Source organism: Rhodococcus sp. P4_E4 (assembly GCF_056401575.1).
On sequence record NZ_JBFUJB010000015.1, the window covers coordinates 243,221 to 268,518 of the forward strand.

At 63.8% G+C, this 25,298-nt stretch carries 27 protein-coding genes; 16 read left to right on the top strand and 11 right to left on the bottom strand.

Annotation, left to right across the window (positions count from 1 at the left end):
* Nucleotides 1-63: 63 nt before the first annotated feature.
* From hemL to AC1DVN_RS17935, 7 genes are all read left to right on the top strand, one after another.
* Nucleotides 64-1,389: a glutamate-1-semialdehyde 2,1-aminomutase gene (gene hemL, locus AC1DVN_RS17905; RefSeq protein ID WP_019744354.1), complete on the top strand. Its 1,326-nt coding sequence runs from the start codon at nt 64-66 to the stop codon at nt 1,387-1,389.
* Nucleotides 1,390-1,456: 67 nt separating this feature from the next.
* Nucleotides 1,457-2,116, top strand: a complete 660-nt coding sequence (locus AC1DVN_RS17910; RefSeq protein WP_003941868.1) for a histidine phosphatase family protein — start codon at nt 1,457-1,459, stop codon at nt 2,114-2,116.
* On the top strand, nt 2,113-2,718 hold the full coding sequence (locus AC1DVN_RS17915) for a TlpA disulfide reductase family protein (RefSeq protein WP_003942071.1): 606 nt from the start codon (nt 2,113-2,115) through the stop codon (nt 2,716-2,718). The genes AC1DVN_RS17910 and AC1DVN_RS17915 overlap by 4 nt, the downstream gene beginning before the upstream one ends.
* A gap of 2 nt (nt 2,719-2,720) precedes the next feature.
* Complete coding sequence (locus AC1DVN_RS17920; RefSeq protein ID WP_019744353.1) at nt 2,721-3,569, top strand: cytochrome c biogenesis CcdA family protein; 849 nt, start codon at nt 2,721-2,723, stop codon at nt 3,567-3,569.
* Nucleotides 3,566-5,230 carry a cytochrome c biogenesis protein ResB gene (gene resB, locus AC1DVN_RS17925; RefSeq protein WP_021333939.1) on the top strand — a complete coding sequence of 555 codons (1,665 nt, stop codon included), beginning with the start codon at nt 3,566-3,568 and terminating at the stop codon, nt 5,228-5,230. The genes AC1DVN_RS17920 and resB overlap by 4 nt, the downstream gene beginning before the upstream one ends.
* Nucleotides 5,227-6,189, top strand: a complete 963-nt coding sequence (ccsB, locus tag AC1DVN_RS17930; protein ID WP_019744351.1) for a c-type cytochrome biogenesis protein CcsB — start codon at nt 5,227-5,229, stop codon at nt 6,187-6,189. The genes resB and ccsB overlap by 4 nt, the downstream gene beginning before the upstream one ends.
* Before the next feature lie 142 nt (nt 6,190-6,331).
* Entirely contained in the window at nt 6,332-8,020 is a 1,689-nt protein-coding gene (locus AC1DVN_RS17935; RefSeq protein WP_477994083.1) for a MinD/ParA family ATP-binding protein, read from the top strand.
* A 25-nt stretch (nt 8,021-8,045) separates the two neighbouring features.
* Here the strand turns inward: AC1DVN_RS17935 and AC1DVN_RS17940 are convergent, their stop codons facing one another.
* Both AC1DVN_RS17940 and AC1DVN_RS17945 read right to left on the bottom strand, forming a co-directional pair.
* On the bottom strand, nt 8,046-8,252 hold the full coding sequence (locus AC1DVN_RS17940; protein WP_019744349.1) for a hypothetical protein: 207 nt from the start codon (nt 8,250-8,252) through the stop codon (nt 8,046-8,048).
* Between the two features lie 164 nt (nt 8,253-8,416).
* Nucleotides 8,417-8,629, bottom strand: coding sequence for a BldC family transcriptional regulator (locus AC1DVN_RS17945; RefSeq protein ID WP_003942029.1), 213 nt, complete (start codon nt 8,627-8,629; stop codon nt 8,417-8,419).
* Nucleotides 8,630-8,920: 291 nt separating this feature from the next.
* Here AC1DVN_RS17945 and AC1DVN_RS17950 point away from each other — a divergent pair, with 291 nt between their 5' ends.
* Nucleotides 8,921-9,307, top strand: coding sequence for a DUF4229 domain-containing protein (locus AC1DVN_RS17950; protein ID WP_019744347.1), 387 nt, complete (start codon nt 8,921-8,923; stop codon nt 9,305-9,307).
* Nucleotides 9,304-10,407: an L-cysteine desulfhydrase Cds1 gene (gene cds1, locus AC1DVN_RS17955; RefSeq protein WP_317558362.1), complete on the top strand. Its 1,104-nt coding sequence runs from the start codon at nt 9,304-9,306 to the stop codon at nt 10,405-10,407. Before AC1DVN_RS17950 ends, cds1 begins: the two co-directional genes overlap by 4 nt.
* Here cds1 and AC1DVN_RS17960 read toward each other — a convergent pair.
* The gene (locus AC1DVN_RS17960) at nt 10,305-10,928 is read right to left on the bottom strand and encodes a GNAT family N-acetyltransferase (protein ID WP_054187825.1); all 624 of its coding nucleotides are present in this window, start codon (nt 10,926-10,928) and stop codon (nt 10,305-10,307) included. The genes cds1 and AC1DVN_RS17960 overlap by 103 nt on opposite strands.
* A 122-nt stretch (nt 10,929-11,050) precedes the next feature.
* Between AC1DVN_RS17960 and AC1DVN_RS17965 the strand changes: the two genes are divergently transcribed.
* Genes AC1DVN_RS17965 through AC1DVN_RS17980 form a run of 4 tightly spaced genes read left to right on the top strand, consistent with a single transcriptional unit; the run spans nt 11,051 to nt 13,096 of the window.
* Complete coding sequence (locus tag AC1DVN_RS17965) at nt 11,051-11,788, top strand: lysophospholipid acyltransferase family protein (protein ID WP_477994084.1); 738 nt, start codon at nt 11,051-11,053, stop codon at nt 11,786-11,788.
* Between the two features lie 54 nt (nt 11,789-11,842).
* Nucleotides 11,843-12,094, top strand: coding sequence for a helix-turn-helix domain-containing protein (locus AC1DVN_RS17970; protein ID WP_003941869.1), 252 nt, complete (start codon nt 11,843-11,845; stop codon nt 12,092-12,094).
* Nucleotides 12,095-12,099: 5 nt separating this feature from the next.
* On the top strand, nt 12,100-12,666 hold the full coding sequence (locus AC1DVN_RS17975; RefSeq protein WP_477994085.1) for a Clp protease N-terminal domain-containing protein: 567 nt from the start codon (nt 12,100-12,102) through the stop codon (nt 12,664-12,666).
* Between the two features lie 49 nt (nt 12,667-12,715).
* The gene (locus AC1DVN_RS17980) at nt 12,716-13,096 is read left to right on the top strand and encodes a phage holin family protein (RefSeq protein WP_003941998.1); all 381 of its coding nucleotides are present in this window, start codon (nt 12,716-12,718) and stop codon (nt 13,094-13,096) included.
* Nucleotides 13,097-13,108: 12 nt separating this feature from the next.
* On the opposite strand, the gene AC1DVN_RS17985 is transcribed toward AC1DVN_RS17980, so the two are convergent.
* Nucleotides 13,109-13,978, bottom strand: a complete 870-nt coding sequence (locus AC1DVN_RS17985) for a 1,4-dihydroxy-2-naphthoate polyprenyltransferase (protein WP_019744341.1) — start codon at nt 13,976-13,978, stop codon at nt 13,109-13,111.
* A gap of 49 nt (nt 13,979-14,027) precedes the next feature.
* Between AC1DVN_RS17985 and AC1DVN_RS17990 the strand changes: the two genes are divergently transcribed.
* Nucleotides 14,028-17,276: an AfsR/SARP family transcriptional regulator gene (locus AC1DVN_RS17990; RefSeq protein WP_477994086.1), complete on the top strand. Its 3,249-nt coding sequence runs from the start codon at nt 14,028-14,030 to the stop codon at nt 17,274-17,276.
* A 21-nt stretch (nt 17,277-17,297) separates the two neighbouring features.
* Here AC1DVN_RS17990 and AC1DVN_RS17995 read toward each other — a convergent pair whose 3' ends face one another.
* Together AC1DVN_RS17995 and AC1DVN_RS18000 are read right to left on the bottom strand one after the other, a co-directional pair.
* On the bottom strand, nt 17,298-18,125 hold the full coding sequence (locus AC1DVN_RS17995; RefSeq protein ID WP_003941848.1) for an ABC transporter permease: 828 nt from the start codon (nt 18,123-18,125) through the stop codon (nt 17,298-17,300).
* The gene (locus AC1DVN_RS18000; protein ID WP_003941960.1) at nt 18,122-19,129 is read right to left on the bottom strand and encodes a daunorubicin resistance protein DrrA family ABC transporter ATP-binding protein; all 1,008 of its coding nucleotides are present in this window, start codon (nt 19,127-19,129) and stop codon (nt 18,122-18,124) included. Before AC1DVN_RS18000 ends, AC1DVN_RS17995 begins: the two co-directional genes overlap by 4 nt.
* A 154-nt stretch (nt 19,130-19,283) precedes the next feature.
* On the opposite strand from AC1DVN_RS18000, the gene AC1DVN_RS18005 reads away from it, so the two are divergent.
* Complete coding sequence (locus AC1DVN_RS18005) at nt 19,284-20,177, top strand: hypothetical protein (RefSeq protein ID WP_477994087.1); 894 nt, start codon at nt 19,284-19,286, stop codon at nt 20,175-20,177.
* Nucleotides 20,178-20,231: 54 nt separating this feature from the next.
* Here the strand turns inward: AC1DVN_RS18005 and menE are convergent, their stop codons facing one another.
* The 5 genes from menE to AC1DVN_RS18030 are packed head-to-tail and all read right to left on the bottom strand — an operon-like array spanning nt 20,232 to nt 23,543.
* The gene (gene menE, locus AC1DVN_RS18010; protein WP_020723596.1) at nt 20,232-21,371 is read right to left on the bottom strand and encodes an o-succinylbenzoate--CoA ligase; all 1,140 of its coding nucleotides are present in this window, start codon (nt 21,369-21,371) and stop codon (nt 20,232-20,234) included.
* On the bottom strand, nt 21,368-21,670 hold the full coding sequence (locus AC1DVN_RS18015) for a DUF3349 domain-containing protein (protein ID WP_019744336.1): 303 nt from the start codon (nt 21,668-21,670) through the stop codon (nt 21,368-21,370). Before AC1DVN_RS18015 ends, menE begins: the two co-directional genes overlap by 4 nt.
* A 4-nt stretch (nt 21,671-21,674) precedes the next feature.
* Nucleotides 21,675-22,010, bottom strand: a complete 336-nt coding sequence (locus tag AC1DVN_RS18020; protein WP_019744335.1) for a DUF3349 domain-containing protein — start codon at nt 22,008-22,010, stop codon at nt 21,675-21,677.
* A gap of 54 nt (nt 22,011-22,064) precedes the next feature.
* Nucleotides 22,065-22,328, bottom strand: coding sequence for a membrane protein (locus tag AC1DVN_RS18025; protein WP_019744334.1), 264 nt, complete (start codon nt 22,326-22,328; stop codon nt 22,065-22,067).
* Nucleotides 22,329-22,343: 15 nt separating this feature from the next.
* Nucleotides 22,344-23,543: an inorganic phosphate transporter gene (locus tag AC1DVN_RS18030; RefSeq protein WP_019744333.1), complete on the bottom strand. Its 1,200-nt coding sequence runs from the start codon at nt 23,541-23,543 to the stop codon at nt 22,344-22,346.
* A 284-nt stretch (nt 23,544-23,827) separates the two neighbouring features.
* Here AC1DVN_RS18030 and AC1DVN_RS18035 point away from each other — a divergent pair, with 284 nt between their 5' ends.
* Entirely contained in the window at nt 23,828-25,252 is a 1,425-nt protein-coding gene (locus AC1DVN_RS18035; protein WP_020968953.1) for an ABC transporter substrate-binding protein, read from the top strand.
* Nucleotides 25,253-25,298: the final 46 nt, after the last annotated feature.

Sequence of the window (25,298 nt, forward strand, 5' to 3'; positions counted from 1 at the left end):
TCGAGCACCGAAGTCCTACACCCTGTCGTTGTCAGATTCGACAGAACTGGGACACTGGAAGCCGTGACTGTGTCTTCCGGTGATCCCGACGTGCATGCAACGAACTCCGCTCGGCTCTTCGAACGTGCCGGCAACGTGATTCCGGGTGGCGTCAACTCGCCCGTCCGCGCGTTCGGTTCGGTCGGCGGAACACCGCGATTCATTCGCGAAGCATCCGGCTACACCCTCACCGACGTCGACGGGAACAATTACGTCGACCTGGTGTCGTCCTGGGGTCCGATGATTCTCGGGCACGCTCACCCGGCAGTCGTCGAAGCCGTTCGCGAAGCAGCACTCGGCGGTCTCTCCTTCGGTGCGCCGACCGAAGGCGAAGTTGCCCTCGCCGAGGAAATCGTCGCCCGCGTCGCGCCCGTGGAAAAGGTTCGCCTGGTCAACTCCGGAACCGAAGCCACGATGAGCGCAGTCCGCCTCGCCCGCGGATTCACCGGCCGCACCAAGATCATCAAGTTCTCCGGTTGCTACCACGGCCACGTCGACGCCCTTCTCGCCGACGCCGGATCGGGCCTCGCGACGTTCGGGCTGCCGACCTCGCCCGGCGTGACCGGCGCTCAAGCCGAAGACACCATCGTCGTCCGCTACAACGATCTCGATGCAGTCGCCGCGGCGTTCGCCGCCAACCCCGGCGCCATCGCGTGCGTCATCACCGAAGCTGCAGCCGGAAACATGGGCGCCGTCGCACCGCTTCCCGGTTTCAACGAGGGTCTGCGTCGTCTCACCCGTGAGCACGGCGCACTCCTGATCATGGACGAGGTGATGACGGGATTCCGCGTCAGCGCCTCGGGTTGGTACGGCATCGACAACGTCGCCGGCGACCTCTACACCTTCGGCAAGGTCATGAGCGGCGGCCTGCCTGCCGCAGCCTTCGGCGGCCGCGCCGACATCATGGGTCACCTCGCGCCGGACGGTCCCGTCTACCAGGCCGGCACCCTCTCTGGTAACCCCGTGGCCGTCGCCGCCGGACTCGCGAGTCTGCGCGCCGCCGACGCCGAGGTGTACGCCAAGCTCGGCCGGAACGCGACCGCCCTCGGCGACCTCATGACCCAAGCCCTCACCGCCGAAGGCGTCGAACACCGTGTGCAGTACGCCGGAACCTTGGTGAGCGTGTTCTTCACCGAGAACACGGTGACCAACTACGACGAAGCCAAAGCCGCGCAGACCTGGCGATTCCCCGCCTTCTTCCACGCGTTGCTCTCCCGCGGCGTGTACCCGCCGCCGAGCGCGTTCGAAGCGTGGTTCGTCTCCGCTGCACTCGACGATCGAGCATTCTCGATCATCGCCGACGCCATGCCGCACGCCGCCAAGGCCGCAGCTGCTGCCGTCAAGCCCTGACACGTTCAAGCTCGAGCAACAACCGCACGCTTCCGACATCCATCTTCTTCAGCGAGGACCCTCGACTGTGACCGACGCCGATCACCCCGACCACACGTCCACCCGCACCATCGTCCACGTCCTTCGCCACGGCGAAGTTCACAACCCGCGCGGGATCCTCTACGGACGGCTCCCGGGCTTCCGGTTGTCGGTGGCGGGCGAAGCCCAGGCTCGTGCGGTCGCGTCGGTGCTCGCCGATCACGACATCACCCACGTGGTCGCGTCGCCGCTGCAGCGCGCACAAGAGACCGCAACGCCGATCGCCGAGGCACACAAGCTCGACATCGTCACCGACGAAAACCTCATCGAGGCAGGCAACGAGTTCGAGGGTCTCAAGGTTGCCGTCGGGGACGGTGCGCTCTCACGTCCGCGTCACTGGTGGAAATTGCGTGACCCGTTCACCCCGTCCTGGGGCGAGCCCTACCTGCAGATCGCTCATCGCATGCTCGCAGCCGTCAATGCCGCACGCGTCGCGGCAGTCGGACACGAAGCCGTCGTCGTCAGCCATCAGCTTCCGGTCTGGACACTGCGTCGATTCCTGCAGGGCGAGCGTCTCTGGCACGATCCCCGTCACCGTCAGTGTGGACTGGCCTCGTTGACCTCACTGGTCTACGAAGGCGACACCCTGGTCGACATCGTCTACTCCGAACCTGCCGGTGCCTCCGACCCGAGAGTGACAGGAGCATGATTTCGCGCCGCATCGCCGCAGCATTCGCAGCCGCTGCGTCGGCGATGCTTCTTCTCTCGTCCTGCGCGACCGGCGACGACGCCGTCGCACAGGGCGGAACTTTCGACTTCGTCTCACCGGGCGGGCAGACCAAGATCTTCTACGATCCACCGTCCGACCGAGGCACCATCGGCAAGCTCTCCGGGCCCGATCTGATGAACGAAGGTCAGAAGGTCGGCGTCGACGACTTCGAGGGCAAGGTCGTCGTCCTCAACGTCTGGGGTCAGTGGTGCGGGCCGTGCCGCGCCGAAGCCGACGACCTGGAACAGGTCTACGAGCAGACCAAGGATTCGGGCGTGCAGTTCCTCGGCATCAACGTCCGCGACGACACCAAGAACAAAGCGCAGGACTTCGTGGTCGACAACAAGGTCTCGTACCCGTCGATCTACGACCCGTCGATGCGTTCGCTGATCGCCCTCGGTGACGGCTACCCCACGTCGGTCATTCCGACGACGATCGTCCTGGACCGCCAGCATCGCGTCGCCGCGGTGTTCCTCCAAGAACTTCTCGCCGAGGATTTGCTGCCCGTCGTCCAGCGAGTAGCTCAGGAAGACGCGCAGTAAAGATGACAACCACGACCACCACGCTGCTGGCCGGCAGCGACACACTGAGTGCCGGTGTGGGCGAAGCGTTTCAGAACGCGGCGTCGTCCGGTCCGCTTCTGCTGGCCCTCGGCGCCTGTGTGCTCGCCGGTCTGGTGTCGTTCGCTTCACCGTGCGTCGTGCCGCTCGTTCCCGGCTACCTGTCCTACCTGGCCGGCGTCGTCGGTGCCGACGCCCCCGCGATCACCGCGGACGAGGCGAGGACCCGGACGATCACCCGGAGCAGCCGCCTGAGGGTCGCCGGTGCGGCCGGATTGTTCGTCGCCGGCTTCACCGTCGTCTTCGTTCTCGCGACCGCGTCGGTGTTCGGCGTGATCTCGACTCTGCTCGTCAACCGCGAGGTCCTGATGCGCGTGGGCGGTGTGGTCACGATCGCGATGGGTCTGGTGTTCATCGGACTCATCCCGGCGCTGCAGAAAGACGTCCGTTTCGAACCGCGTCGTGTGTCGTCGCTGGTGGGGGCGCCGCTGCTCGGGGGAGTGTTCGCGCTGGGGTGGACGCCATGCCTCGGGCCGACGTTGGCAGGCGTGATGTCCGTAGCCGCGGGAACCGACGGGATGACCGCCGCGCGCGGTGTCACCTTGATCGTCGCGTACTGCATCGGACTCGGCCTGCCGTTCATCTTTCTGGCGCTGGGGTCGGCGCGTGCGCTGACCGGCGTCGGCTGGTTGCGTCGTAATGCACGCACCATTCAAATTTTCGGCGGAATCATGTTGGTGGCAGTGGGAATCGCCCTCGTCACAGGCGCGTGGGACCAGTTCGTCGGCTGGGTTCGCGACGCATTTATCTCGGAGGTGACGCTGCCGATATGACAGCTGACGACAATAACGACAACCCGACACCCGTGCTGCCGAAGCAGTCGGTGATCGGTCGAGTCGTTGCACTCGGGCGCAACACCTGGCGCGGGCTCACCTCGATGCGGACCGCGCTGGTTCTGCTGTTCCTCCTCGCACTCGCTGCGATCCCCGGCGCCCTGCTGCCACAGCGAACCCTCAACGAGGGCAAGGTCGCCGACTACATCGCCGCGCGTCCGACGCTCGGTCCGTGGATGGACCGCCTCGAACTGTTCGACGTGTTCAGCAGCTTCTGGTTCACCGCGATCTACGCTTTGCTCTTCATCTCGCTGGTCGGCTGCATCCTGCCGCGTTGCGTGGAGCACGCGAAGGCGCTGCGCACCCGTCCGGTGAATGCGCCGCGCAATCTGGCTCGCCTGCCGCACCACACCAAGAGCGTCGTCGACGGCGAGACTCCCGACGAACTTGCTGCCCGGGTGTCGAAAGAACTGCGTGGGTGGCGCGTCGAAACGCGTCGCGGCGATACGAAATCACGACGCGAAGGCGAGATCACCATCTCGGCGGAGAAGGGATACCTCCGCGAATTCGGCAACCTCGTGTTCCACCTGTCCCTGGTCGGGTTGTTGATCGCGATCGCCGCGGGCAAGTTGTTCGGCTACGAGGGCAACCGCATCGTCATCGCCAACGACGGCCCCGGATTCTGCACGACCTCGCCGGCAGTGTTCGACTCGTTCGTCGCGGGCCTGAGCCTCGACGGCACCGGCATGACCCCGCTGTGTGTCCGTGTGAAGAATTTCCAGGCCGACTACCTCGAGACCGGTCAGGCCGAGATGTTCACCTCGGACATCTCGTACCAGGCAGGCGACGACCTCGAGTCCGATACCTGGCGGGACACGACCATCCAGGTGAACCACCCGCTGCGGATCGCCGGCGATCGTGTGTACCTGCAGGGACACGGATACGCGCCGACATTCACCGTCACGTTCCCGAACGGTGAGACCCGCACCGAGACGCTCCAGTGGCGTCCGGACGACGCCACGACGTTCCTGAGTAGTGGCGCAATGCGTTTCGACCCGCCGGGCGGCATGTATCCCGATACGGACGAGCGTCGGAAGAATCAGATTGCCATCGAAGGATTGTTCGCGCCCACCGCGCTGTTCCACGGCAACCTGCTGTCGTCGAGTTACCCGGCGATGAACGATCCGGCAGTCGCCATCGACATCTACAAGGGTGATACCGGACTCGATACCGGTAATCCGCAATCGCTGTTCGAACTCAACACCGAACTGATCAATCAGGGCCGGCTGGTCAAGCAGGATCGAGTCAATCTGTTCCCGGGTGAGAGCGCGACGCTTGCCGACGGAACTCAGGTGCGATTCGATGGTGCCGTCGACTTCGTCAACCTGCAGGTCTCCCACGATCCCGCTCAGGTGTGGGTACTGGTTTCAGCGTTGACGATGATGGCGGGGCTACTCGTCTCGCTCGTGATCAAGCGTCGCCGCGTCTGGGCACGTATCTATCCAGATGACGAACGACGTACTGTAGTAGAACTTGGTGGGCTTGCCCGCACCGACCACGCAGGCTGGGGCGACGAGTTCGACCGCCTCGCCGACCGCTTGCTGAAAAGCAATCCGACCACCGCGGTGAACCAACCGCACGCGCAGGAGAACGCCCGATGACAACCAACGAGACACTCGCGCAGTACAGCGACTGGGCCTTCAAGTCCGCCTTCACCGTGCTCGTGCTGGCGTTTGTGCTGCTCATCGTGCAGTACGCGTCGGCCAGAGCCAAGGCGGTTCAGGACAAGGAACTGGTCTCTGCCGGTGGAGTCGACGCGTCCGTGCCTGGCAGGGTCGCGGAGACTCCGACCAAGTCGCTCTCGGAGCGATTCGGCGGAATGGGCCGAGCTGTCTTGGTTGTCGGAACGGTACTGATCATCGCGTCGATCGTGCTCCGCGGATTTGCGACGGAACGATTCCCACTCGGCAACATGTACGAATTCGTGGCGATGGCGTGTGCGGCGTCGTTGCTGGTCGGGCACGTCCTGCTGATCAAGCCGGCGTACCGTCCGATGTGGGTCTTCCTGCTGGTACCGGTTCTGATCTTGATGTTCCTCGCCGGCACGGTTCTCTACGCCGACGCGGCTCCCGTGGTTCCGGCGCTGCGCTCGTACTGGCTGCCGATTCACGTGACGATCGTCAGCGTCGGCTCCGGCATCTTCATGATCGGCGGTATCGCCAGCCTCCTGTTCCTGTTGCGACTGAAGTTCCCGCCCGGTGACGAAGGCACGAGCATCGGCGGCCGGATCGCGGAGCGACTGCCGGACGCCCAGACGCTCGACCGCTTGGCATACAAGAGCACGATCATCGCATTTCCGCTGTTCGGCGCAGGTGTGATCCTCGGTGCGATCTGGGCGGAAGCTGCATGGGGACGCTTCTGGGGTTGGGACCCCAAAGAGACGATGTCCTTCATCGCCTGGGTGATCTACGCGGCCTACCTGCACGCGAGGGCAACGTCTGGTTGGCGGGAGACCAAGGCTGCCTGGATCAACATCGCCGGATTCGTTGCGATGCTGTTCAATCTCTTCATCATCAACATGGTCGTGTCCGGCTTGCACTCCTACGCGGGACTCAACTGATCCTCTCGAGGTACCGTGGGTGGCTGCCGACCGGTCTGTAGGTATTACCGGTGGGTAAGTCAGGGGCGGCGCCAGCTACGATGCAGCTTGGTGAATTACTAGCTGTCTGGTAGCTGCGGGATCGACGAGGGGGAACTGCGAGATGGCCGACAAGATCGAAGACGCCGGAGCAGGATTGTGGGAGCCGGTGCGTCCTGCCGAGCCGACGCGGCGCGAGCTGCGCACATCCGCGCCCGAGCCGTCATCCGACTCGGTTCCCAGTGATGTTCGCAGTCTCTTCGTGGCCCCGGTCGACTCCGGCCCGCTCCAGCAAGTCGCCGGCCAGGCGCCCAGTGCACCTGCCGCTCCGCCGCCGACGACGACCCCAGCGACTCCGGCGGCGCCGGTACCAGGTCCCAAGACGCCGGTCATCCAGTATCCGGCAGCACAGCCCGGCCCGATCAACGGCCAGTTCTCGACCTCGCCCGCGATGCCGATGCAGACCTACGAACCTACGAATCGTGCAGGGTCGGTTCCGGATTCGCGAACTGGCGCTCCGCAGCCTGCCCAGAATTCGCAGCCTGTCCAGAATCCGCTGCCTGTCCAGAATCCGCAGCCTGTCCAGAATTCGCAGCCCAGTCCGACCGCGCATGGATCCGCGAGACCGCTCCAGCACCCGCAGGCGCCTTTTGCGCCCGGCGTGCATCCGCCCAATCCCGTGATTCGGCAGTTCGGGCACCCCGGCGCTGCGCCGGTGCAGAACGGCCACGCCCTGCAAAATGGTCAGGCCGTGCCGAATGGGTTGGCCATGCCGATGGCCCCGCCGACAGCGCCACCTACTCGCGCTCCGATGCCGCAGACCGGATTCAACTCGGCTCCGGACAGTCGCTTCGAGTCAGCTCTCCCGATGACTGCGCAAGATCTCTCGGCTGCGCTCCTCGTCAAGCGGCCTGTCCGGCCTGCCCCGGTGGGTGGCTGGCGCAAGGCGCTGTACACGTTGTCCGGCCGATCGGTGAACCTCGGAAACGGTGCAAAGGAGCAGCACCTCGTCGAGTTGACGCGCCAGATCAACCAGCCGCTTCAGGGCTGCTACAAGGTTGCGGTGCTCAGTCTCAAAGGTGGCGTCGGAAAAACCACGACCACTGCGACACTGGGGTCGATGTTCGGCTCGATCCGCGGCGATCGCGTCGTCGCTGTCGATGCAAACCCCGACCGGGGAACGCTGAGCCAGAAGATCCCGCTCGAGACTCCGGCAACAGTGCGAAACCTGCTGCGCGACGAGAACAGCATCGAGAAGTACAGCGACGTCCGCGGCTACACATCGCAGAATCGCCACCGTCTCGAAGTGCTTGCATCCGACAGTGATCCAGCAGTTTCAGAGGCCTTCAGCGGCGGGGACTACACGCGCACGGTCGACATGCTCGAGAAGTTCTACAGCATAGTTCTGACCGACTGCGGCACCGGATTGATGCACTCGGCGATGCAGGCCATTCTCGAAGGTGCAGATTCGTTGATCGTCGTCAGTTCCGGATCCGTCGACGGTGCACGTAGCGCCTCCGCGACACTTGATTGGCTCGACGCTCACGGTTACAGCAGGCTGGTCGCCACGTCCGTAGCCGTCATCAACGCGGTACGGCCTCGCTCGGGCAAGGTTGATCTGCCCCGGGTCGTCGAGCATTTCGAGCAGCGCTGTCGAGCGGTGAGACTGATTCCGTTCGATCCGCATTTGGAAGAGGGCGCCGAAATCGATCTGGACCGGCTGCGTCCAGGTACTCGGGAAGCGGTGCTGGAGTTGGCTGCGGTGGTTGCGCAGGACTTTCCGGCCTCCCCGTTCGCGTTGCCGGGGCGGTAATCGGATAGCCGGGTGAGCCCGGACGCTACGTCGACGTGTCAGTCGGCGGTACGTCCGGCCCTTCCGTGCGCTTGCGTCGTGTTTGCTGGTTCACATTCCACAGGAATTCGGGATCGTCGTCCGGCCCGCGTACGCCGCTCACCGGGGTACGCGTCGACGGATCGGGCCCGAACGCCTTCCACATCAGAACGATCAATGTCACCAAACCCACCAACGCCAACAGATACAACACGGCGCACCTCCTCAGGGAACTGAAGTCGAGCCTACTCAGTCTCCGGCCCGCTTCACCAGAAGTGGTGCGGACAAGCGTTTCGGCTCAGTGCGCTAGTGCTGTATCTGTCGGGTACTGCAAGATCTGTCGGGTACTACAAGTACTTCGACGTGAGCGAAAGTTGCTCAGTTGTTGTCCGCTTCGGTGGTCAGCGAGCGCAGAAGCTGCATGACCTCGGTCTCACGGAATCGACGATGTCCTCCTGGTGTGCGAAGCGAGCCCAGTCGTCCTGCGTGTGCCCAGCGGGTCACGGTCTTGGGATCGACATGAAACAATGCCGCTACCTGTCCGGGCGTCATGAGTGCGTCTGCGGCGGTATTGAAGGTTGGTGCGCTCATTGTGAGGTCCTCCATGTTGATGTCGAACGTTTGACGAACAATGATTCCGAACCGAGCAGTGATTCCGAACTTTGGTTCCGAACCGTTGTGTCGACCAGTTGCCAAAAACCTGCGTCGAGTTTGTTTCGAAGTCCTTCGCTCACATTCGACCGTTTTCTGAGTGGTAGCGCAATGTTTGCACAGATATAGCCGGGTAGTCGATCTTTCAAGATAAGGTAATGTTTAAGTAAAGGACAAAATGGATATAGCGGGCTCAGTCCCACCCGTATTCGGAATGGGTAACCTGAGAGGGTGAGTCAGTTGTCTGAAAACCCCGAAAATGTTCCTTCTGAGCCGGTCAAGGCCAGTAAACCCTCCGCAAACTCTGGGCAAGCAAAGTCGGCTGCCGGGCCGGTGACCAAGGGTCAACTAGCCCGCGACGTGGTGCTGTACTCGGTCGCTCGGCTGCTGCTTGTCGTCGTGATCGGTGCCGTCATCATCGGTGGCGGAAAGCTCGCCGGCACCGACGTTCCCTTGATCGTCGCGGCACTGTTCGCAGTTCTGATCGCGCTGCCGCTGTCGCTGCTGCTCTTCGCGAAACTGCGCAAGCGTGTCAATGCGGGCATCGCGGCGGTCGACGCCCAGCGTCGGTCCGATCGTGACGATCTTCGCTCCAAGCTGCGCGGAGACGGGCGGTGACCACGGAGTCGCTCGACGTCGACCGTCGGACCTCGCGCCAGTGGGTCGACAACGCGGTGCGGCTGATCGAAGCCGACGCGCAACGCAGCGCGGACACTCACCTACTGCGCTATCCGCTGCCGAGTAACTGGACCGTCCAGCTCTATCTGAAGGACGAGTCGACCCACATCACGGGGAGTCTCAAGCATCGACTCGCACGGTCGCTTTTCCTCTACGCGATCTGCAACGGCTGGGTTACCGAAGAGACCACCGTCATCGAAGCGTCGTCCGGCTCGACGGCTGTCAGCGAGGCGTATTTCGCGAAGTTGCTCGGCCTGGATTTTGTCGCGGTGATGCCCGCGAGCACGAGTCCCGCCAAGATCGCACTGATCGAGGCGCAGGGCGGACGTTGTCATTTCGTGAGCGATCCGTCCTCGATCTACTCGGAATCGCATCGGCTCGCGAGTGAGTTGAACGGTCACTACATGGACCAGTTCACCCACGCCGAGCGCGCGACGGACTGGCGTGGAAACAACAACATCGCCGAATCGATCTTCACTCAGCTCGAGCACGAGGAACATCCGATTCCCGACTGGGTGGTCGTCGGAGCCGGGACGGGCGGAACCGGCGCCACGATCGGCCGCTTTCTTCGCTATCGGAAATTCGACACGGGGCTGTGCGTGGTAGATCCGGAGCACTCCGTGTTCTTCGACGCGTGGCGAGCGAGCGATCCGTCGATCGTCGGTACACGGGGTTCCCGGATCGAGGGCATCGGCCGTCCGCGCGTCGAACCGTCGTTTGTCGGTCAGGTGGTCGACCGAATGATCAAGGTGCCGGACGCAGGCTCGATCGCAGCCGCCCGGCACGCCAGCACAGCCCTGGGGCGCAAAGTAGGTGGCTCGACGGGGACGAACCTGTGGGGAGCTTTTGCGTTGATTGCCGAGATGATGGCAGCCGGGCGCAGCGGCAGCGTCGTCACGCTGCTGTGCGACGGCGGAGAGCGTTACTCGGGCACGTACTACAACGACGAATGGGTGGCTTCGGAAGGGATCGACCTGCTCGGCCCGACGACAGTGCTGGACGAGTTCGTCCGTTCGGGTGCGTGGACGGCCAGTTCCTGAATCGCCGGCGCCGGACCGTGTGACGGGCGGCTCATCGTCACGCGTGGCCAGGCGTCCAACCCGGACGACTGCTCGTCCGTTCTGATGCGTATCAGGCCGGGGGAGAGCGTGTTCTCGGCCAGGCGCACGAACCCGAGGCGCTCGTAGTACGGCGCGTTCCACGGAACGTCGACGAACGTCGTCAGAGTCACGAGATCGTGGTGGTGGTCCGCCGCCCATTCGGTGACGGCGTCGATCAGCTGAGCTCCGAGGCCTTTCCGGGCATGATCGGGGTGAACGGAGACCTGCTCGATATGCGCGCCGCCGTCCACGATCTCGACGAGTGCGTACGCAACGGGTACGTCGTTCGCGTCGGTCTGAACCCAGATGTGCTCGGCTGCGAGAAAATCGTTCAACTCGTCGAGCGTCGGCGGTGGATCGTCTGCGATGGCGTCCATCCCGATGTCTCGGAACGGTTCGCCCGCGGCGATCTCGATCTGTTGCAGTGCGGGTAGGTCGGTGGATATGGCCGAGCGGATCACAGAAACCGTTTTACCTCGAGAAGTGCGTTTCTCCCAGCGCTACGCCATGTGAAACACAAACCTACGGAACCGTAGGTTGTGTATCGTTTGTCCAAGGGGCACTTCTCCAGCGAGGGCGGATCATGGGCAATCCTGAAGTTTCACTCGACAATTACGAGGCTGTGTACGAGTACTACCGCAGTCATCAGCAGAACCGATTCGTGGCGAAGCTCGCCTATGCCGCGTTGGCACTGAAGTACCGCCCGCGGGTGAGGTACGCGCCGGGTGCGGAAGCTGCGCTGAAGACTCTGCTGGAACGTAAGACGCAGTTGGTCGTGGCAGTCAATCATCTGACCGAGAGCGACCAGTTCACGCTCGCCGCGACCGCGTGGCGTACTCCGTTGCGTCGAGTGATCGGACGGACCCGGGTCCTCGCCAAAGACGAACTCTTCGTTGATCCTTCACAGCGCAAGAAGGTCGACATGATGGGCAGCATCCCGGTTTTTCGCAGCAAGAACTACGGCCTTCGCGCTGTTTCGGATGCCGGCCGAGTGATGATGGACGTCGCGGCCGAGCGGTTGGGCAACGGGGACTGTCTGGCGATTTTCCCGGAAGGGACGTGCAACACCGAAGATCCGACGCGGTTGCAGCACGTCAACAGTGGAATCGGCCACATCGTCGCGCGCGCCGAGAAATTGGGATGCTCACCGGCTCTGGTGTCGATCGGCATCAACTATGGTCCGGTGGCCGGCGACGTCAAGGCTGCGAGTGTCTTTGTCGGAATGCCGCTGACCGACCTTCCGGACAAGCCGATGGATATCGCCCGAACTGTGCAGGCTGACTTGCAGGTGGCAGTGAACGGGGCCGTCGCCGGATACTAGGCGTGCCTGTCAATTTTGGTTGACAGATTCCGGTTGTCAACCTAAATTGACATCATGACCGAAGCAACCTCTCTCGCTGCTGCCGCCGGTAGCCCGGATCCCACCGAGGGATTGCGTGCTGTTCGAGCGCTGCGTCGTCTACTCGAAAAACTCGAGGCCATTCAGGTCGCCAATGCGCGCCGTCACGGATGGTCCTGGCAGGCGATCGCGGAAGCTCTCGAGGTCAGCCGTCAAGCCGTCCACAAGAAATACGCGTCCGCGCAGTCGGAATCGATGCTGCGTTCACTGCGCGAGAAGGGCAGGTAATTGCCATGTTCGAAAGGTTCTCCGCACAGGCTCGAGGCGTCGTTGTCGATGCTGTCGCCGGATCCGGTCCGGTCACGCCGATGGAACTTCTGACCGCGCTGCTCACCTCTGATCGGGGCATCGCCACCGAGGTGCTCACCGAGTCCGGTGTCTCCCTCGACGTGATCCGCCACGCCGGCGCCGGATCGAACGAAGGTAGCTCGAACAATTTCGACGACGACGCCGAGATACTCAAGTCGATCGGCATCGATCTCGATGCGGTTCGGGAGAGTCTCGAGCAGTCCTTCGGCGAAGGTGTGCTGGACGAGACTCCTGTGCCGGACGGCGTCGACACTTCTCGCAAGAGTCGATTTGGGTTCCCTCGTTCACGATTCGAGAAGGACTCCAAGAAGGTGTTGGAACTCTCGCTTCGTGAAGCGCTCGCGCACAAGGACAATCGAATCGGTGCCGAACACATTCTGCTCGGCATCCTGCGTGTCGCCGACGGGCCTACCCGTCAGGCCCTCGAAACGCAGGTCACGATGTCGGTGATCCGTGAGCGCTTGGAAGCGAAGATGAATCGCGCCGCCTAGATTCGGCACGGCTCCGCATGCACGGGGCGGGATGTGCCAGCATTCAGACATGACATTTCTGGCACGTCTCATCATCAACGGCATAGCCATCTGGCTGGCGTCGGCGTGGGTCACCGGCATCACGATCGCCAACCACGACAACGGCACCTGGGGCACGGTTCTCGTGATCGCGGTGATCGCTTTGATCTTCACGGTGGTCAACGCCTTCATCAAGCCGGTAGTGCAGCTTCTCTCACTACCGCTGCTCATCCTGACCCTCGGACTGTTCACGCTGGTGATCAACGCCCTGATGCTGATGCTGACGGCGTGGATCTCGTCCGGTACGTCCTACGGCTTGACGGTCGACGGCTTCTGGACGGCAGTCTGGGGCGCGCTGATCATCTCGATCGTGAACTTTCTGCTCAGCGCGTTCGTCCCCGACAACCGTTGAGTCCGTCGTCTTTCAGGCGAGACTGAGCGCAACTGCGGTCGCGGCACCCCAGACGAGCATGGCGAGTCCGGTGTCGCGCAACGCGGGGATCAGGGCCATACCCTGACCGCCGGAACGCAGTGGGGCGTTGGCTCGGATTGCCAGTGGCAACGCCAGCAATCCGAGCAATGCCCACGGAGTACGCAGGATCAGCAGCAAGGTCGCGACGAACGGGACGGCCAGCAGGATCACGTGCAGCGTGCGGGTCTTCGCGTCGCCGAGCCGGACTGCGAGAGTGATCTTTCCGGACTCGGTGTCGGTCGGGATGTCTCGAAGATTGTTGGCAACGAGCACCGCGCTCGAGAACGAGCCGATGGCGATCGCGCCGGCCAGCCCGGCCAGATCCACCCGTTCGGCCTGTACGAATTGAGTTCCCAGCACTGCGATCAGCCCGAAGAAGATGAACACGGCGATCTCGCCGAACCCGCTGTATCCGTACGGCTTCTTGCCGCCGGTGTAGAACCAGGCACCGATGATGCAGAACACGCCGACCGCAACCAGCCACCAGGCTGTGGTCGCCGCCAGAACGAACCCGGCTACCGCGGCAACGGTGAAGCAGCTGATCGCTGCGGCCTTCACAGCTCCGGGACTGACCAACTTCGATCCGACCAAGCGCAGTGGCCCGACGCGGTCGTCGTCCGTTCCGCGGATTCCGTCGGAGTAGTCGTTCGCGAAATTCACCCCGACGATCAAGGCCAAGGAGACGATCAGTGCCAGGAGCGCCTTCCACCACACTGCGAGGTCCAGGGACGCCGCGGCTCCGGTGCCGACCAGCACGGGCGCAATCGCGTTCGGGAGTGTGCGCGGCCTCGCGCCTTCGATCCATTGAGCAGCTGTTGCCATACAACGATCTTTGCACTGTGCAATACGATCGAACGCGGTGGATCAGCACATGACTCGAGACGTGAGTGAGCGCGCCAGGTACGCGCAGTCGGGCGAAGACCCGGCAGACATTGCCTTGCTCGGACCCATTTCGACCAAAGTGGGCGATCGTCTGGTTCCGTTGCCGGGTCCGCGAGCTCGAACTCTGCTGGTTGCGCTGGCTCGCAATCCGGGTGAGCCCCGTACTGCGCAGAGCCTGATCGACGACGTCTGGGGGCTGGAGCCGCCGCGCTCACCGATGAACGCCCTCCACACTCAGGTCTCGCGCCTGCGATCTGCACTTCCGGACGGGGCGCTCGAAGTCACGGCGGCCGGATACCGGCTCACTCTCGCTCGGGAGCGTGTCGACCTGGCCCGGGCAGCGGACGCCGTCCGTCGTCTGCGCGCCGGCGGCGCCGACGCGTCCGAGGCACTCGCCGTCACGACCGCGGCGCTGCGCCTGTGGCGCGGTACCCCCGGGAGCGACGTGGTCGGCGACGTCGCAGATCGTCTGGCGCTCGACGCAGGCCGCGTGTACGACGAACTGGAGTCCGCGCAGATCGACGCGTTGCTCACGTTGGGGGAGTACGCGGCCGCCATTCCACTGGTGCGCGGACGCCATCTGTCGAGCCCGTTCGACGACACAGCGGCCGAAGCGTTGATGCGTGCGCTCGCCGGAGCCGGCCGGGTCAACGAGGCACTCGAAGTATTCGCGGAGTTCCGCAACCACCTCGCCAATCGCCTGGGCGCTGATCCGTCACCCGCACTGGTGACTCTGAACGCGGAACTTCTCGGGGCACCTGCGGCAACACCGCGAGCTGCGCGGGCGATCGGTCTACGCGCTGCCCCCAACACCTTGCTCGGTCGCGACAGCGACATCGACCAGATCGAATCCTTGCTGGCTCGCTCACGTGTGGTCACCATTCTCGGACCCGGTGGCGCCGGAAAAACCCGTCTCGCACACGAATTGGGCCTGCGCGGATCCGTGAACCAGCCTGGCGTCGCGGTGGTACTCGTGGAGTTGGCGTCGTTGCGCAGCAGTGAAGATGTCATCGCGGCCATCGGCGGCACCCTCGGAATCAGCGAATCCGATCTGGCGCCAGGCAAATTGACCGTCGGCCGGACGCATTCGGCGCGAGAGCGACTCAAAGAGGCGTTGTCCGCCGGTCCGATGTTGCTCATCCTCGACAATTGCGAGCACGTGATCGGCGCGTGTTCGGAGATCGTGGCCGAGATGATCGCGGCCGGTCGTCAGCTGACGGTACTGACCACCAGTCGTTCGCCGCTCATGATCAGTGCCGAGGCGGTGTACCCGTTGCCGCCGTTGGCGATCGACGACGGAACCGGCTCGGCAGTCGAACTCTTCTCGGCGAGAGCCCGTGCGGTGCGGCCGTCCGTTCATCTGGACGTCGATGCGGTCGTCAAGCTGTGTACGACGCTCGACGGACTCCCGTTGGCGATCGAACTCGCGGCTGCCCGGGTCCGCACGATGAGCGTCGACGAAATCGGTTCGAGACTGCGAGATCGGTTCGCATTGTTGCGCTCCGATGATCCGACGTCTCCAGATCGGCATCGAACTCTGCACGCGGTGATCGACTGGAGCTGGAATCTGTTGGGCAGCGGTGATCAGATTGCGCTGCGTCGGTTGTGCCGATTCCCAGCAGGTTTCACGCTTTCCTCGGCGCAGGCCGTTGCCGGGTGGGGCGAGTTGGCCGATGTGGCAGGCGCCGTCGAAGCGCTGGTCAATCAGTCACTTCTTTCCGTCAGCGACGGGCAGGGTGAGCTTCGGTACTACATGCTCGAGACGGTCCGTGAATACGGCGAGGAGCGACGCGCCGCGTCCGGAGAGGGGCCGGAAGTCATCCGGCGCCTGGATGACTGGGCAATCGCGATCGCCGAGGACGCCGTCGTGCGTGCACGCACGGATCAGCTGCGCCTGATTGCCGACCTCGATGCCGAGCACGACAACCTTCTCGCTGTTCTTCGCTGGGCTGTCGAGCGCGGCGACGCGGTGACCGTAGCCAACGTCTTTCCCGTCCTCGCGATTCTGTGGGCCGTACGAGGATCGAATTCGGAAGTCTCGAACTGGGCGTCGAAGATCGTCGGGGCGACCGCGGACAACGATCTACGCGATGTAAATGCAGAATTGGTGGGCGCGACGTTCATTCTGGTGGCGATGCATCTGTTTTTCGCGGAGACCGATCGAAACCATGCCCGCGCGCGGGTTCGTCTTCGAAAGCTGTTGCGTGAGCGCGATGATCTCGGTCCGTTGTTCGCATTTCTGATCAAGCTGACCACGAGTGGGATCGCCAACCACAGACTTGCGCGTTTGGTTGCGGAAGGCGTTCGCAGTTCCGACCCCGAGACCCGAATGGCTGCGCTGTCCGCGCGTTCGAATATGCGCGAAAACATCGGGGATCTGCGGGGCGCATTGCTGGACGGGGAAGCGTTGTTCGACTACGCGACCAATGCCGGTGACGAGTGGGGCCTTGCGATGGCGGCCCAGCATGTCGGGTCGGTCCACAGCCAATCCGCGCGATATGGCGAGGCCATCGAGTTCTACGCGATTGCGGCGGCGTCGATGGAACGCCTCGGTGCACGTGACGAGGCGATGCAGCTCATCTGCTTTCAAGCCGGAGCAATGATCGCATCCGGTGACACCGCCGGCGGGCGAACACTTCTCGATCGGGCACGCCCGGCCTTGGCGCACTCGGGTGGGACCGGTGCCATCGAAACCGATCAACGGCGCGCGGCGCTGATGGCGAGCATCGCCGAGGCGGATCTCGCCGACGGCCGAATCGACGAAGGGTTGGCCAGGTATCGAGAAGCACTGGAGTTGTTGGGCTCTGCGATCGAGAACATCTTCGGTGATCCCTTCGTCGTTCTGCTCGGTGCTGCGGCCGTGTGTGCTCACGTCGTTCACGGCCGACATGAACTCGTGGCAAATCGTGTTCTGCAGATGAAGGATTCGAGTGCTCTCAAGTTCGATCCCAAGGGTTATGCGGACCTGCCGCTCGCGGGTTCCTTGGCGTCGGCGATCGGGTCGTTCGATCTTGTCACGGACAACATCGATCGAGGGGTCGAACTGATGGCTCTGTCGTTGAAAATGCCAGGGAGACAGGACTTCGTCTCGCTCCACCATGCGCGCCTCTCCGACTTCGCGGTTGGTGTAGTCGGAGCCGACAGGTGGTCTGTGGAAACCGAGAAGGTGTCGGGCTACTCACGCAGAGCGGTCCGCGAAGCAGTGTTGGCTGCGCTTCGCGGACCGGTGCTGGGTTAGAGCTGGACGATGTTGCAAGACTTAGGTCTTGCGCATGTACATCCGCACGGTCAGGGGCGCCATGACGGCAACGATCACCGCGGCGCCGACCAACGACCACACGACGTGGATACCGAAGTGACCGTCGTTGGCCAGCTCGCGAACCGCGGTCACCAAGTGTGAGACCGGATTGACGTTCACGAACTTCTGAAGCCAACTCGGCATGGTGGCAGGATCGACGAACGCATTCGACAGGAACGTCAGCGGGAACAGCACGAGCATCGAAACACCCTGCACCGTGGACGCTTTGTTCATCAGCACGCCCATGAGGGCGAAGATCCAGCTGATGGAGAACGCGCACACCATGACCAGGATCGCGGCAGACAGAATGCCGACCACGCCGCCTGCGGGGCGGTATCCCATCGCGAAACCGACGATGAACGTGATGGTCGTTGCGATGCCGTAGCGCACGACATCGGCGAGCAATGCGCCGGACAGCGGGGCGATACGAGCGATGGGAAGGGATTTGAAGCGGTCGAACACGCCCTTGTCCATGTCCTCACGAAGCTGAGTGCCCGTGACGATGGAACCGGTGATGACGGTCTGGACGAGGATGCCGGGGATGATCGTCGGCAGATATGCCGTCACGTCACCGGCGATCGCGCCGCCGAAGATGTACGTGAACATCAACGTGAAGATGATCGGCTGGATGACGACGTCGAACAGTTGCTCGGGGTTGTGCTTGATCTTGAGAATTCCGCGGTACGCCATCGTGAACGTGTTCGCGAAGCTCTGCTGCAGGCTGATGCGGCGGGGTGCGGCATCCGGCTGGGCTATCGGCGACCGGGGTTTGGTGAGGGTGGTTGTCATGCGACGCTCCGATCGGAGTCGTTGTCGGACTGGGCGTCGTTGCGTCCACCGTCTTCGGGCTGGTGCCCGGTAATGGTCAGGAACACTTCGTCCAGGCTGGGTTTCTGTACGTTGATCTCGTCGACGGCAATTCCTTGCTCACGCAGACGGATCAACAGGTCCGCAGTGATCGACGGGTCGCTCAGTGGTGCGGTGATCCGCCCGACTTCGGGGGTGACACCCACCTCGACGCTCAGCGCAGCCGCGATGAGCGAGCGAGCTTCCTCGGTTCGGTCACGGTCGACCAACTTGAGCTGGAGGGAGGAGATCCCGACCGAAGCCTTGAGTTCGTCGGCGGTGCCGTTCGCGATCACGCGACCTCGGTCGATCACTGCGATGCGATCGGCCAACTGATCGGCCTCGTCGAGGTACTGCGTGGTGAGCAACACCGTCGAGCCCTCGGCGACGAGTCGCCGGATGGTCACCCACATCTGGGCGCGGGTGCGCGGATCGAGGCCGGTGGTGGGTTCGTCGAGGAACAGCAGCGGCGGGCGGGCGATCAGGCTGGCCGCCAGATCCAGGCGCCGACGCATACCGCCGGAGAAGTTCTTCAGCGGCTTGGTTGCGGCCTCGACCAGGTCGAACTCCTCGAGGAGTTCGAGGGACTTGGTGCGCGCATCGCGGCGGCTCAGGCCGAGCAACCGGGAGAAGATCACGAGGTTCTCGGTCGCGGTCAGATCCTCGTCGACGGAGGCGTACTGCCCGGTGACGCCGATCAGGGAGCGGACCGCGGTGGGTTCACGGCTGACGTCGTGACCGAAGATGCGCGCCTCGCCGCCGTCGGGGCGAAGGAGGGTGGCGAGCATGCGGACGGTGGTGGTCTTGCCGGCGCCGTTCGGCCCGAGGACGCCGAACACCGAGCCGGTGGGGACGGTGAGGCTGACGCCGTCGACCGCGCGGTGCTCGCCGAACTTCTTGACGAGTCCGTCGGCCTCGATGGCAAGAGGCGAAGCTGTGTGGTTCATGGGATGAAGCTTGGCAGATCGATCTTGCATGGACCTTGCGTGGAACTTGCGGTTACTTGCACAGCGCGCGAGGTCGGTGCTCCACAACCGGCAAACAATCCCCAGACGGAACTTGCTTGCCGGTGTGCGGGCGCGATGGCGTCACGCTCGCTGCATGGAAATTCTCACGCGGGCGCAGGCTCACCGGGACGGCACCAGCGACGCGCAGTTGCAGCGAGCGGTCAGGCGCGGCGAGCTGCACCGAATCTCAGCGGGGATCTACATGCACGCCGATCACTTCCGCGAACTCGACGCTGGAGCACGCCACCGGTGCGCGGTCCTCGCGGCCGCTGAAACCTGTGGTCCAGGTGCGATCGTGAGCCACGCTTCGGCAGCGGTCATGCACGGATTGGATTGCGGCGGATTGCGATTGGACACCGTGCATCTGACGCGTAGCCGATGCTCGGGTGGGCGGAAGAGTCAGACCTTGCATCTTCATCCAGCAGTGGTCCCGCCCGAGGAGGTCGCGCTGATCGACGGCGTCGCAACCACGTCGCTTGCGCGAACGTTCGTCGACCTCGCACGGACGACGCCGTTCGAGACCGCCGTGGTGATCGGTGATTGCGCCCTGCGACGTGGGATGAGGCGTGAGAACGTCGACGCTTCGCTCGATCATGCGCGCGGACGGCTGGGGATGAGTCGCGCTCGAGTGGCGGCGACGTTCATCGAACCAGGTGCCGAGAGTCCGGGGGAGTCCATCAGCCGGGTACGCATGCGCGACGACGGTTGGCCGATGCCGACGCTGCAGCACGAGATCCGTCACGGTGGCAGGTTCATCGGACGAGTCGACTTCTTCTGGAAAGAGCACGGTGTGGTGGGCGAGTTCGACGGGATGGTCAAGTACCGCGGCGACAATCCGGGTAGGGCGGTAGAGCGCGAGAAACTGCGGGAGGACGCGATCCGGGACGCGGGGTTCGAGGTGTTCCGGTGGGTATGGGCGGATCTTCGCGACTTCGAACGCGTCCGCGAAAGGTTCGAGCGGACTTGCCTCCGCGGAGCCGCGCGCTGATTGTGCAGCCGCGGCGCTGATCAGGCCTGCGGCTGAACAATCGGGCTGCGGCTGCTAGCTGAACCGAGCCACCAGGGCGGCGCGGTCGAGCTTGCCCGGCCCCCGGAGCGGCAGTGCGTCCACGACGAACAGCTCGCGCGGCGCCGCGGTCACGTCGAGTGTCCGCTGAGCATGTGTGCGTAGTTCGTCGAGCGTCGGAGCTTTGCCCTCGGGTACGACCACGGCCACCACCCGCTGCCCCAGCCGCTGGTCCTCGACGCCGATCACCGCGCACTCGCGAACGGCGGGGTGATCGGCCAGCGCGGCCTCGACCACCTGCGGTACGACGGTCAGCCCGCCGGTGGAGATTGCCTCGTCCAACCGGCCGCTGATGCGCAGGACTCCGTCGACCACAGCTCCGGCGTCGTCGGTCCGGAACCATCCGGGTTCGGCGAAAGCGGGGTGGTCGGGAAGCCCGCGGTACCCGGACGCGAGCATCGGCCCGCCCAGCAGCACTCGCCCGTCGTCGATACGAATCTGCGCTCCGGACAACGGGATTCCGTCGTAGACGCAACCGCCGGAGGTTTCACTCATCCCGTAGGTACGGACGACGGTGATGCCCGCTTCGGTTGCCTGCGCGAGTACCGGCGCGGGAGTCGCAGCGCCGCCGAGCAGAACCGCGTCGAGTGAAGCCAGCGCCTCGACCGCGGCGCGATCACCGAGCGCCTTGACCAACTGCGTCGGCACCAAGGAGGTGTAGCGGCGCGGTCCGCTCATCGCGGCGACGGCGCCCGGAAGCGCTGCCGGGTCGAAACCCGCACTGACGTCGACGATCACCGGTTGCGTTCCGGCGAGAACACTGCGCAGCAGAACCTGCATACCGGCGATGTGGTGCGGAGGGAGAACGAGCAACCAGGATCCTGTGCCGCCGAGGCGTTCGTGGGTCGCGTCGCCGCTGGCCCGCAGGGCATCAGCACCGAGCATCGCGCCCTTCGGCGTTCCCGTGGTTCCCGACGTGGCGACTACCAGCGAGACGCCGTCGTCGATGGGCTGATCGGGGTGCAGAGCGTCGCTCAGTCGGGCCGTCTCGCGTGCGTCGGCAGCCGGGACGGGGAGCACGGCGTCGTGCTCGCCGCCCAGGATCTGCGCGACGGCAGGTAATACCTCGAAAGCCGCCTCGCCCTGCGGAACCGCGAGTGTGCGAAGAACGTTCACCGGATGTCCGGCCCGGCAAGGGGCCAACCGCCGTCAGCCAGATGGCTTCGCACGCGGTCGACATCGGTTTCGAGAGGCATCTCGTTGGTGATCTTCGTGATGAGGACCTGGATGTCGGTCTTCTCGATGGGCAGATCGCCGTCCTCGATCAACGCGTCGGCGACGGCGTCGACCTCGGCCTCGGAGAGTCTGCGAGTGAGGAGTGCGAAGAGCGGGATGTAGTCCTGTTCGGGGACGCCATTGGGATAGCCGGCCCGCAACCAGCCGACTATCGACGTGAGGAAGGGCGGAAGAGCCATGACGTCAGCTCACATCTCGAACTTCGTTGTCGGCGTCCACGTCTTCGATAACCGGCCACCCACCTGCGCGCAGTCTTTCGGTGACACGATCGACGTCGTCCTCGGACGGCTCCTCGTTGAGGATCCCCTCGATGATGGCGCGAATCGTGTCGTAGTCGACGTGGCGGTCCGGTACCTCGTGCGCGGACTCGATGGACATCGAAACGACCTGCTCGATCTCCTCGTCGGTCAGACGTCGACGGAGAACCGCGAGCAGGGCGAAATGATCCTTGTCCGGGATGCCCTCGGGGTACCCGGCGCGTAGCCAGTCGAGCACGCTGCGCAATGAATACTTGCTCAAATCCTCGGCCTCATTTTCGTTTCGGTGGTTTCAGTGGTGTGCCGCGACGACCACTCAGAAGACGTGGATTCCGAACGTGCTGGCCAAGAAGTTCTTCATCAACAACAGAATTCCGGCGAAGATCGTGACGAGCACGATCGCAAAACAGAGGTACGCACCCATTTTACCCAGGGTGGTCGGTCCTTCGGTGCCGTCGGGATTCGGCAGGCTCAGCGACTTGAGGCCGAATGCGAAGATCGCCGGCAGTCCCGCTCCGAAGAGCAGTCCTACTGCCACTACCTGCCAGAGCGAATCGAGGGTATCGGTGAGTAGATGCATTCTCTTGCGCCCCTTTCAGGAGTTGCGGGTGGCTTCGGTGGACGGAGTGGGTTCGGCTGCCGGGATCTCGGCAATTGCCGCATCTGAATTCTCGTCCCATTCGGCGGTGACGTTCGCCGCGTCCACGGGTTCCTTACGCGAGCGTATGTACATGAAGATCGCGAAGGCGATGAGCGCGGCGAAGACGACGAGCACGCCGGCGAGTCCGCCGACCAGATGTGCAAGAGCCCAGCAGATAGCTCCGACGACAGCAGCCGACGGCAATGTGATCAGCCAGGCTGCGGCCATCCGGCCGGCGACACCCCAACGGACCTCGGCGCCCTTGCGACCGATACCCGTACCGAGGATCGAGCCGGTGGCTACGTGGGTGGTCGAGAGGGGGAGTCCGAGGTGGCTCGACGTGAGGATGATGGCGGCGGACGACGCTTCGGCTGCCAGACCCTGCGGCGCGGCAATCTCGACAAGACCCTTGCCCAGGGTGCGGATGATGCGCCAACCACCGAGGTAGGTGCCGAGGGCGATCGCGACGGCACAGGTGAACTTCACCCAGAACGGCATCTCGGTCTCGGCGGTGATGGTGCCGTGAGCGACCAGGGCCAAAAAGATGACGCCCATCGTCTTCTGGGCGTCATTGGTGCCGTGTGCAAGTGAGATCAGGGAGGCGGTGCCGATCTGGCCGAAACGGAAACCGCGCTCGCGCTCGTCTTCCTTGACGGATGCGGTGATGCGGTACACGAGCTTGGTGCCGACGCCCGCGACCAGAGCAGCGACGACCGGCGCGAGGATTGCGGGGACGACGACCTTGGTCAGCACTCCGCCCCACTCGACTCCGCCCATACCGATGGAGGCGATCGCGGCGCCGATCAATCCGCCGAACAGCGCGTGCGAGGAGCTCGACGGCAATCCGAGCAGCCAGGTCGCCAGGTTCCAGATGATTCCGCCGACAAGACCGGCGAACACGATCAGCAGCAGATCCTGCCCACTGACCGCGCCGAGGTTGACGACACCTTTGGCTACCGTCGCGGCGACCTCGACGGACAGGAACGCACCGACCAGGTTCAGGATCGCGGAAAGTGTGACCGCAACTTTGGGCTTGAGTGCACCGGTCGCGATGGAGGTGGCCATTGCGTTACCCGTGTCGTGAAAACCATTCGTGAAATCGAACGCGAGGGCGGTGACAACTACCACCAGGAGGATTACGAGCTCTGCGGTCACAACGTGAATTGTGCGTATCGAACGCGTAAAAGTACAGCGAACGGGATGCGAACAGGGCCTCCGTGGAGTACGTCCCCGCGCGTGGGCTGCGGCGCTGCCGTTCGCGATGTGTTCAGCGCCACGAAATCCGAACCCTGTGTGGGACCTCACTTTTTGGTCTCACTCACCGGGAAGGCACATTCGGACCGTTTTAAACGCTGATTACCTACGGGCACCGAGCGCACCGGAACAGGGGTTTCACCTCTGTATCTCGGTGTCTGTCAGTGAGAAGGAGAGCTCCGACCGTGAAGCCCAACAAGTCCACGAAGCTGATCGTGGCACTCGCAGCGACCGCCGTTCTGGCATCAGCCTGCGCATCGAATCGTGGTGACGATCCCTACGCCGTCGCTGTCGGCGGATCAGGCGTCAGCGCCGATCTTGCGTCGAGCACATCCGACGCGAAGTTCGGCACCCTCGATTCGCCGTGTGGCGAAGGCGATGCCACCGGCGCAACCGATCAAGGCGTCAGCGACACCGAGATCAAGATCGGGTTCGGTGACGACCGCGGGTACGTGAAGTCTCCCGGGCTGAACAAGGAAATGAGCGATGCGGTGAACGCGCTCATCTCGTGGTGCAACGATCAAGGCGGTATCAACGGCCGCAAGGTCGTCGGTACCGACTACGACGCCGCGATGACGCAGGCCAACTCGGTCATGCAGGAAGCGTGCGCGAGTCAGTTCATGATGGTCGGCTACGGCTTCGCGATGGATCAGACCGCGGAGCAGACGCGTGTCGCGTGCAACCTGGTGTCAGTGCCAGGCTTCACCGTCTCGCCGGACGCCGCGAACGGACCCATGACGTTCCAGGGAGTTCCGTTCCCCGTCGACTACGCGAACGGTTCGCAGTGGTTCCAGATGGCCGAGATGCATCCCGATCTGGTGAACGACTTCGACGTCGTCAACAGCACGATGCCCACGATCATCAGCTCCACCACGAAGATTCGTTCGATCGCCGAGGCAGCGGGCTTCAAGCTCAAGGATTGCGGCGTCACACTCAACTACGAGGGCGAATCGAGCTACGTGCCGTTTGCCGAGAAGTACAAGGAGTGCGGTGCGAAGGGTATCTGGACGTCACGATCGGCAAGCCCGTCGGAGCTGAACTTCGTGAAGGCCCTCGACCAGGTCGGGATCGATCCCATCTTCTTCGGTGAAGCCACCTGGTACGGCGCGACCGTCTCCGATTGGAACAAGGACACCGGACTGCTCGACAACCTCAACGCGGGCATGACCTTCCAGATGCTCGAGAACGCGGACAAGGTGCCCGCAGTGAAGAAGTACGTGGATCTGGTTTCCGAGCAGGGTGGCAAGACTGCGCTTCTCGGTATGCAGGCGGCGTCGTCGTTCCTGCTGTGGGCGGCCGCCGCGGACGAGTGCGGCAGCGATCTGACGCGTCAGTGCATGGTCGACGAACTCTCGAACATTCACGAGTGGGACGGCGGCGGATTGCATGCCGTCACCGATCCCGGCAAGAACATGCCGGCCACCTGCGGACTCATGACCTCGCTGAAGGGCAGTACCTACTCGCAGGCCTTCCCGTCCACCGCGGGCGAATTCAAGTGCGACCCCAAGTACCTCGTCGCGACCGACAAGAGCACCTGGGGAACCGAGCTCGGCGCTGACCGCGTTTCGACGAAGTACCAGAACGCCAACGTCATCAAGCCGCAGTCCTGATTCTTCCGACTCGGGCGGCGAGCGCCAACCGCCGCCCGAGTCCCTA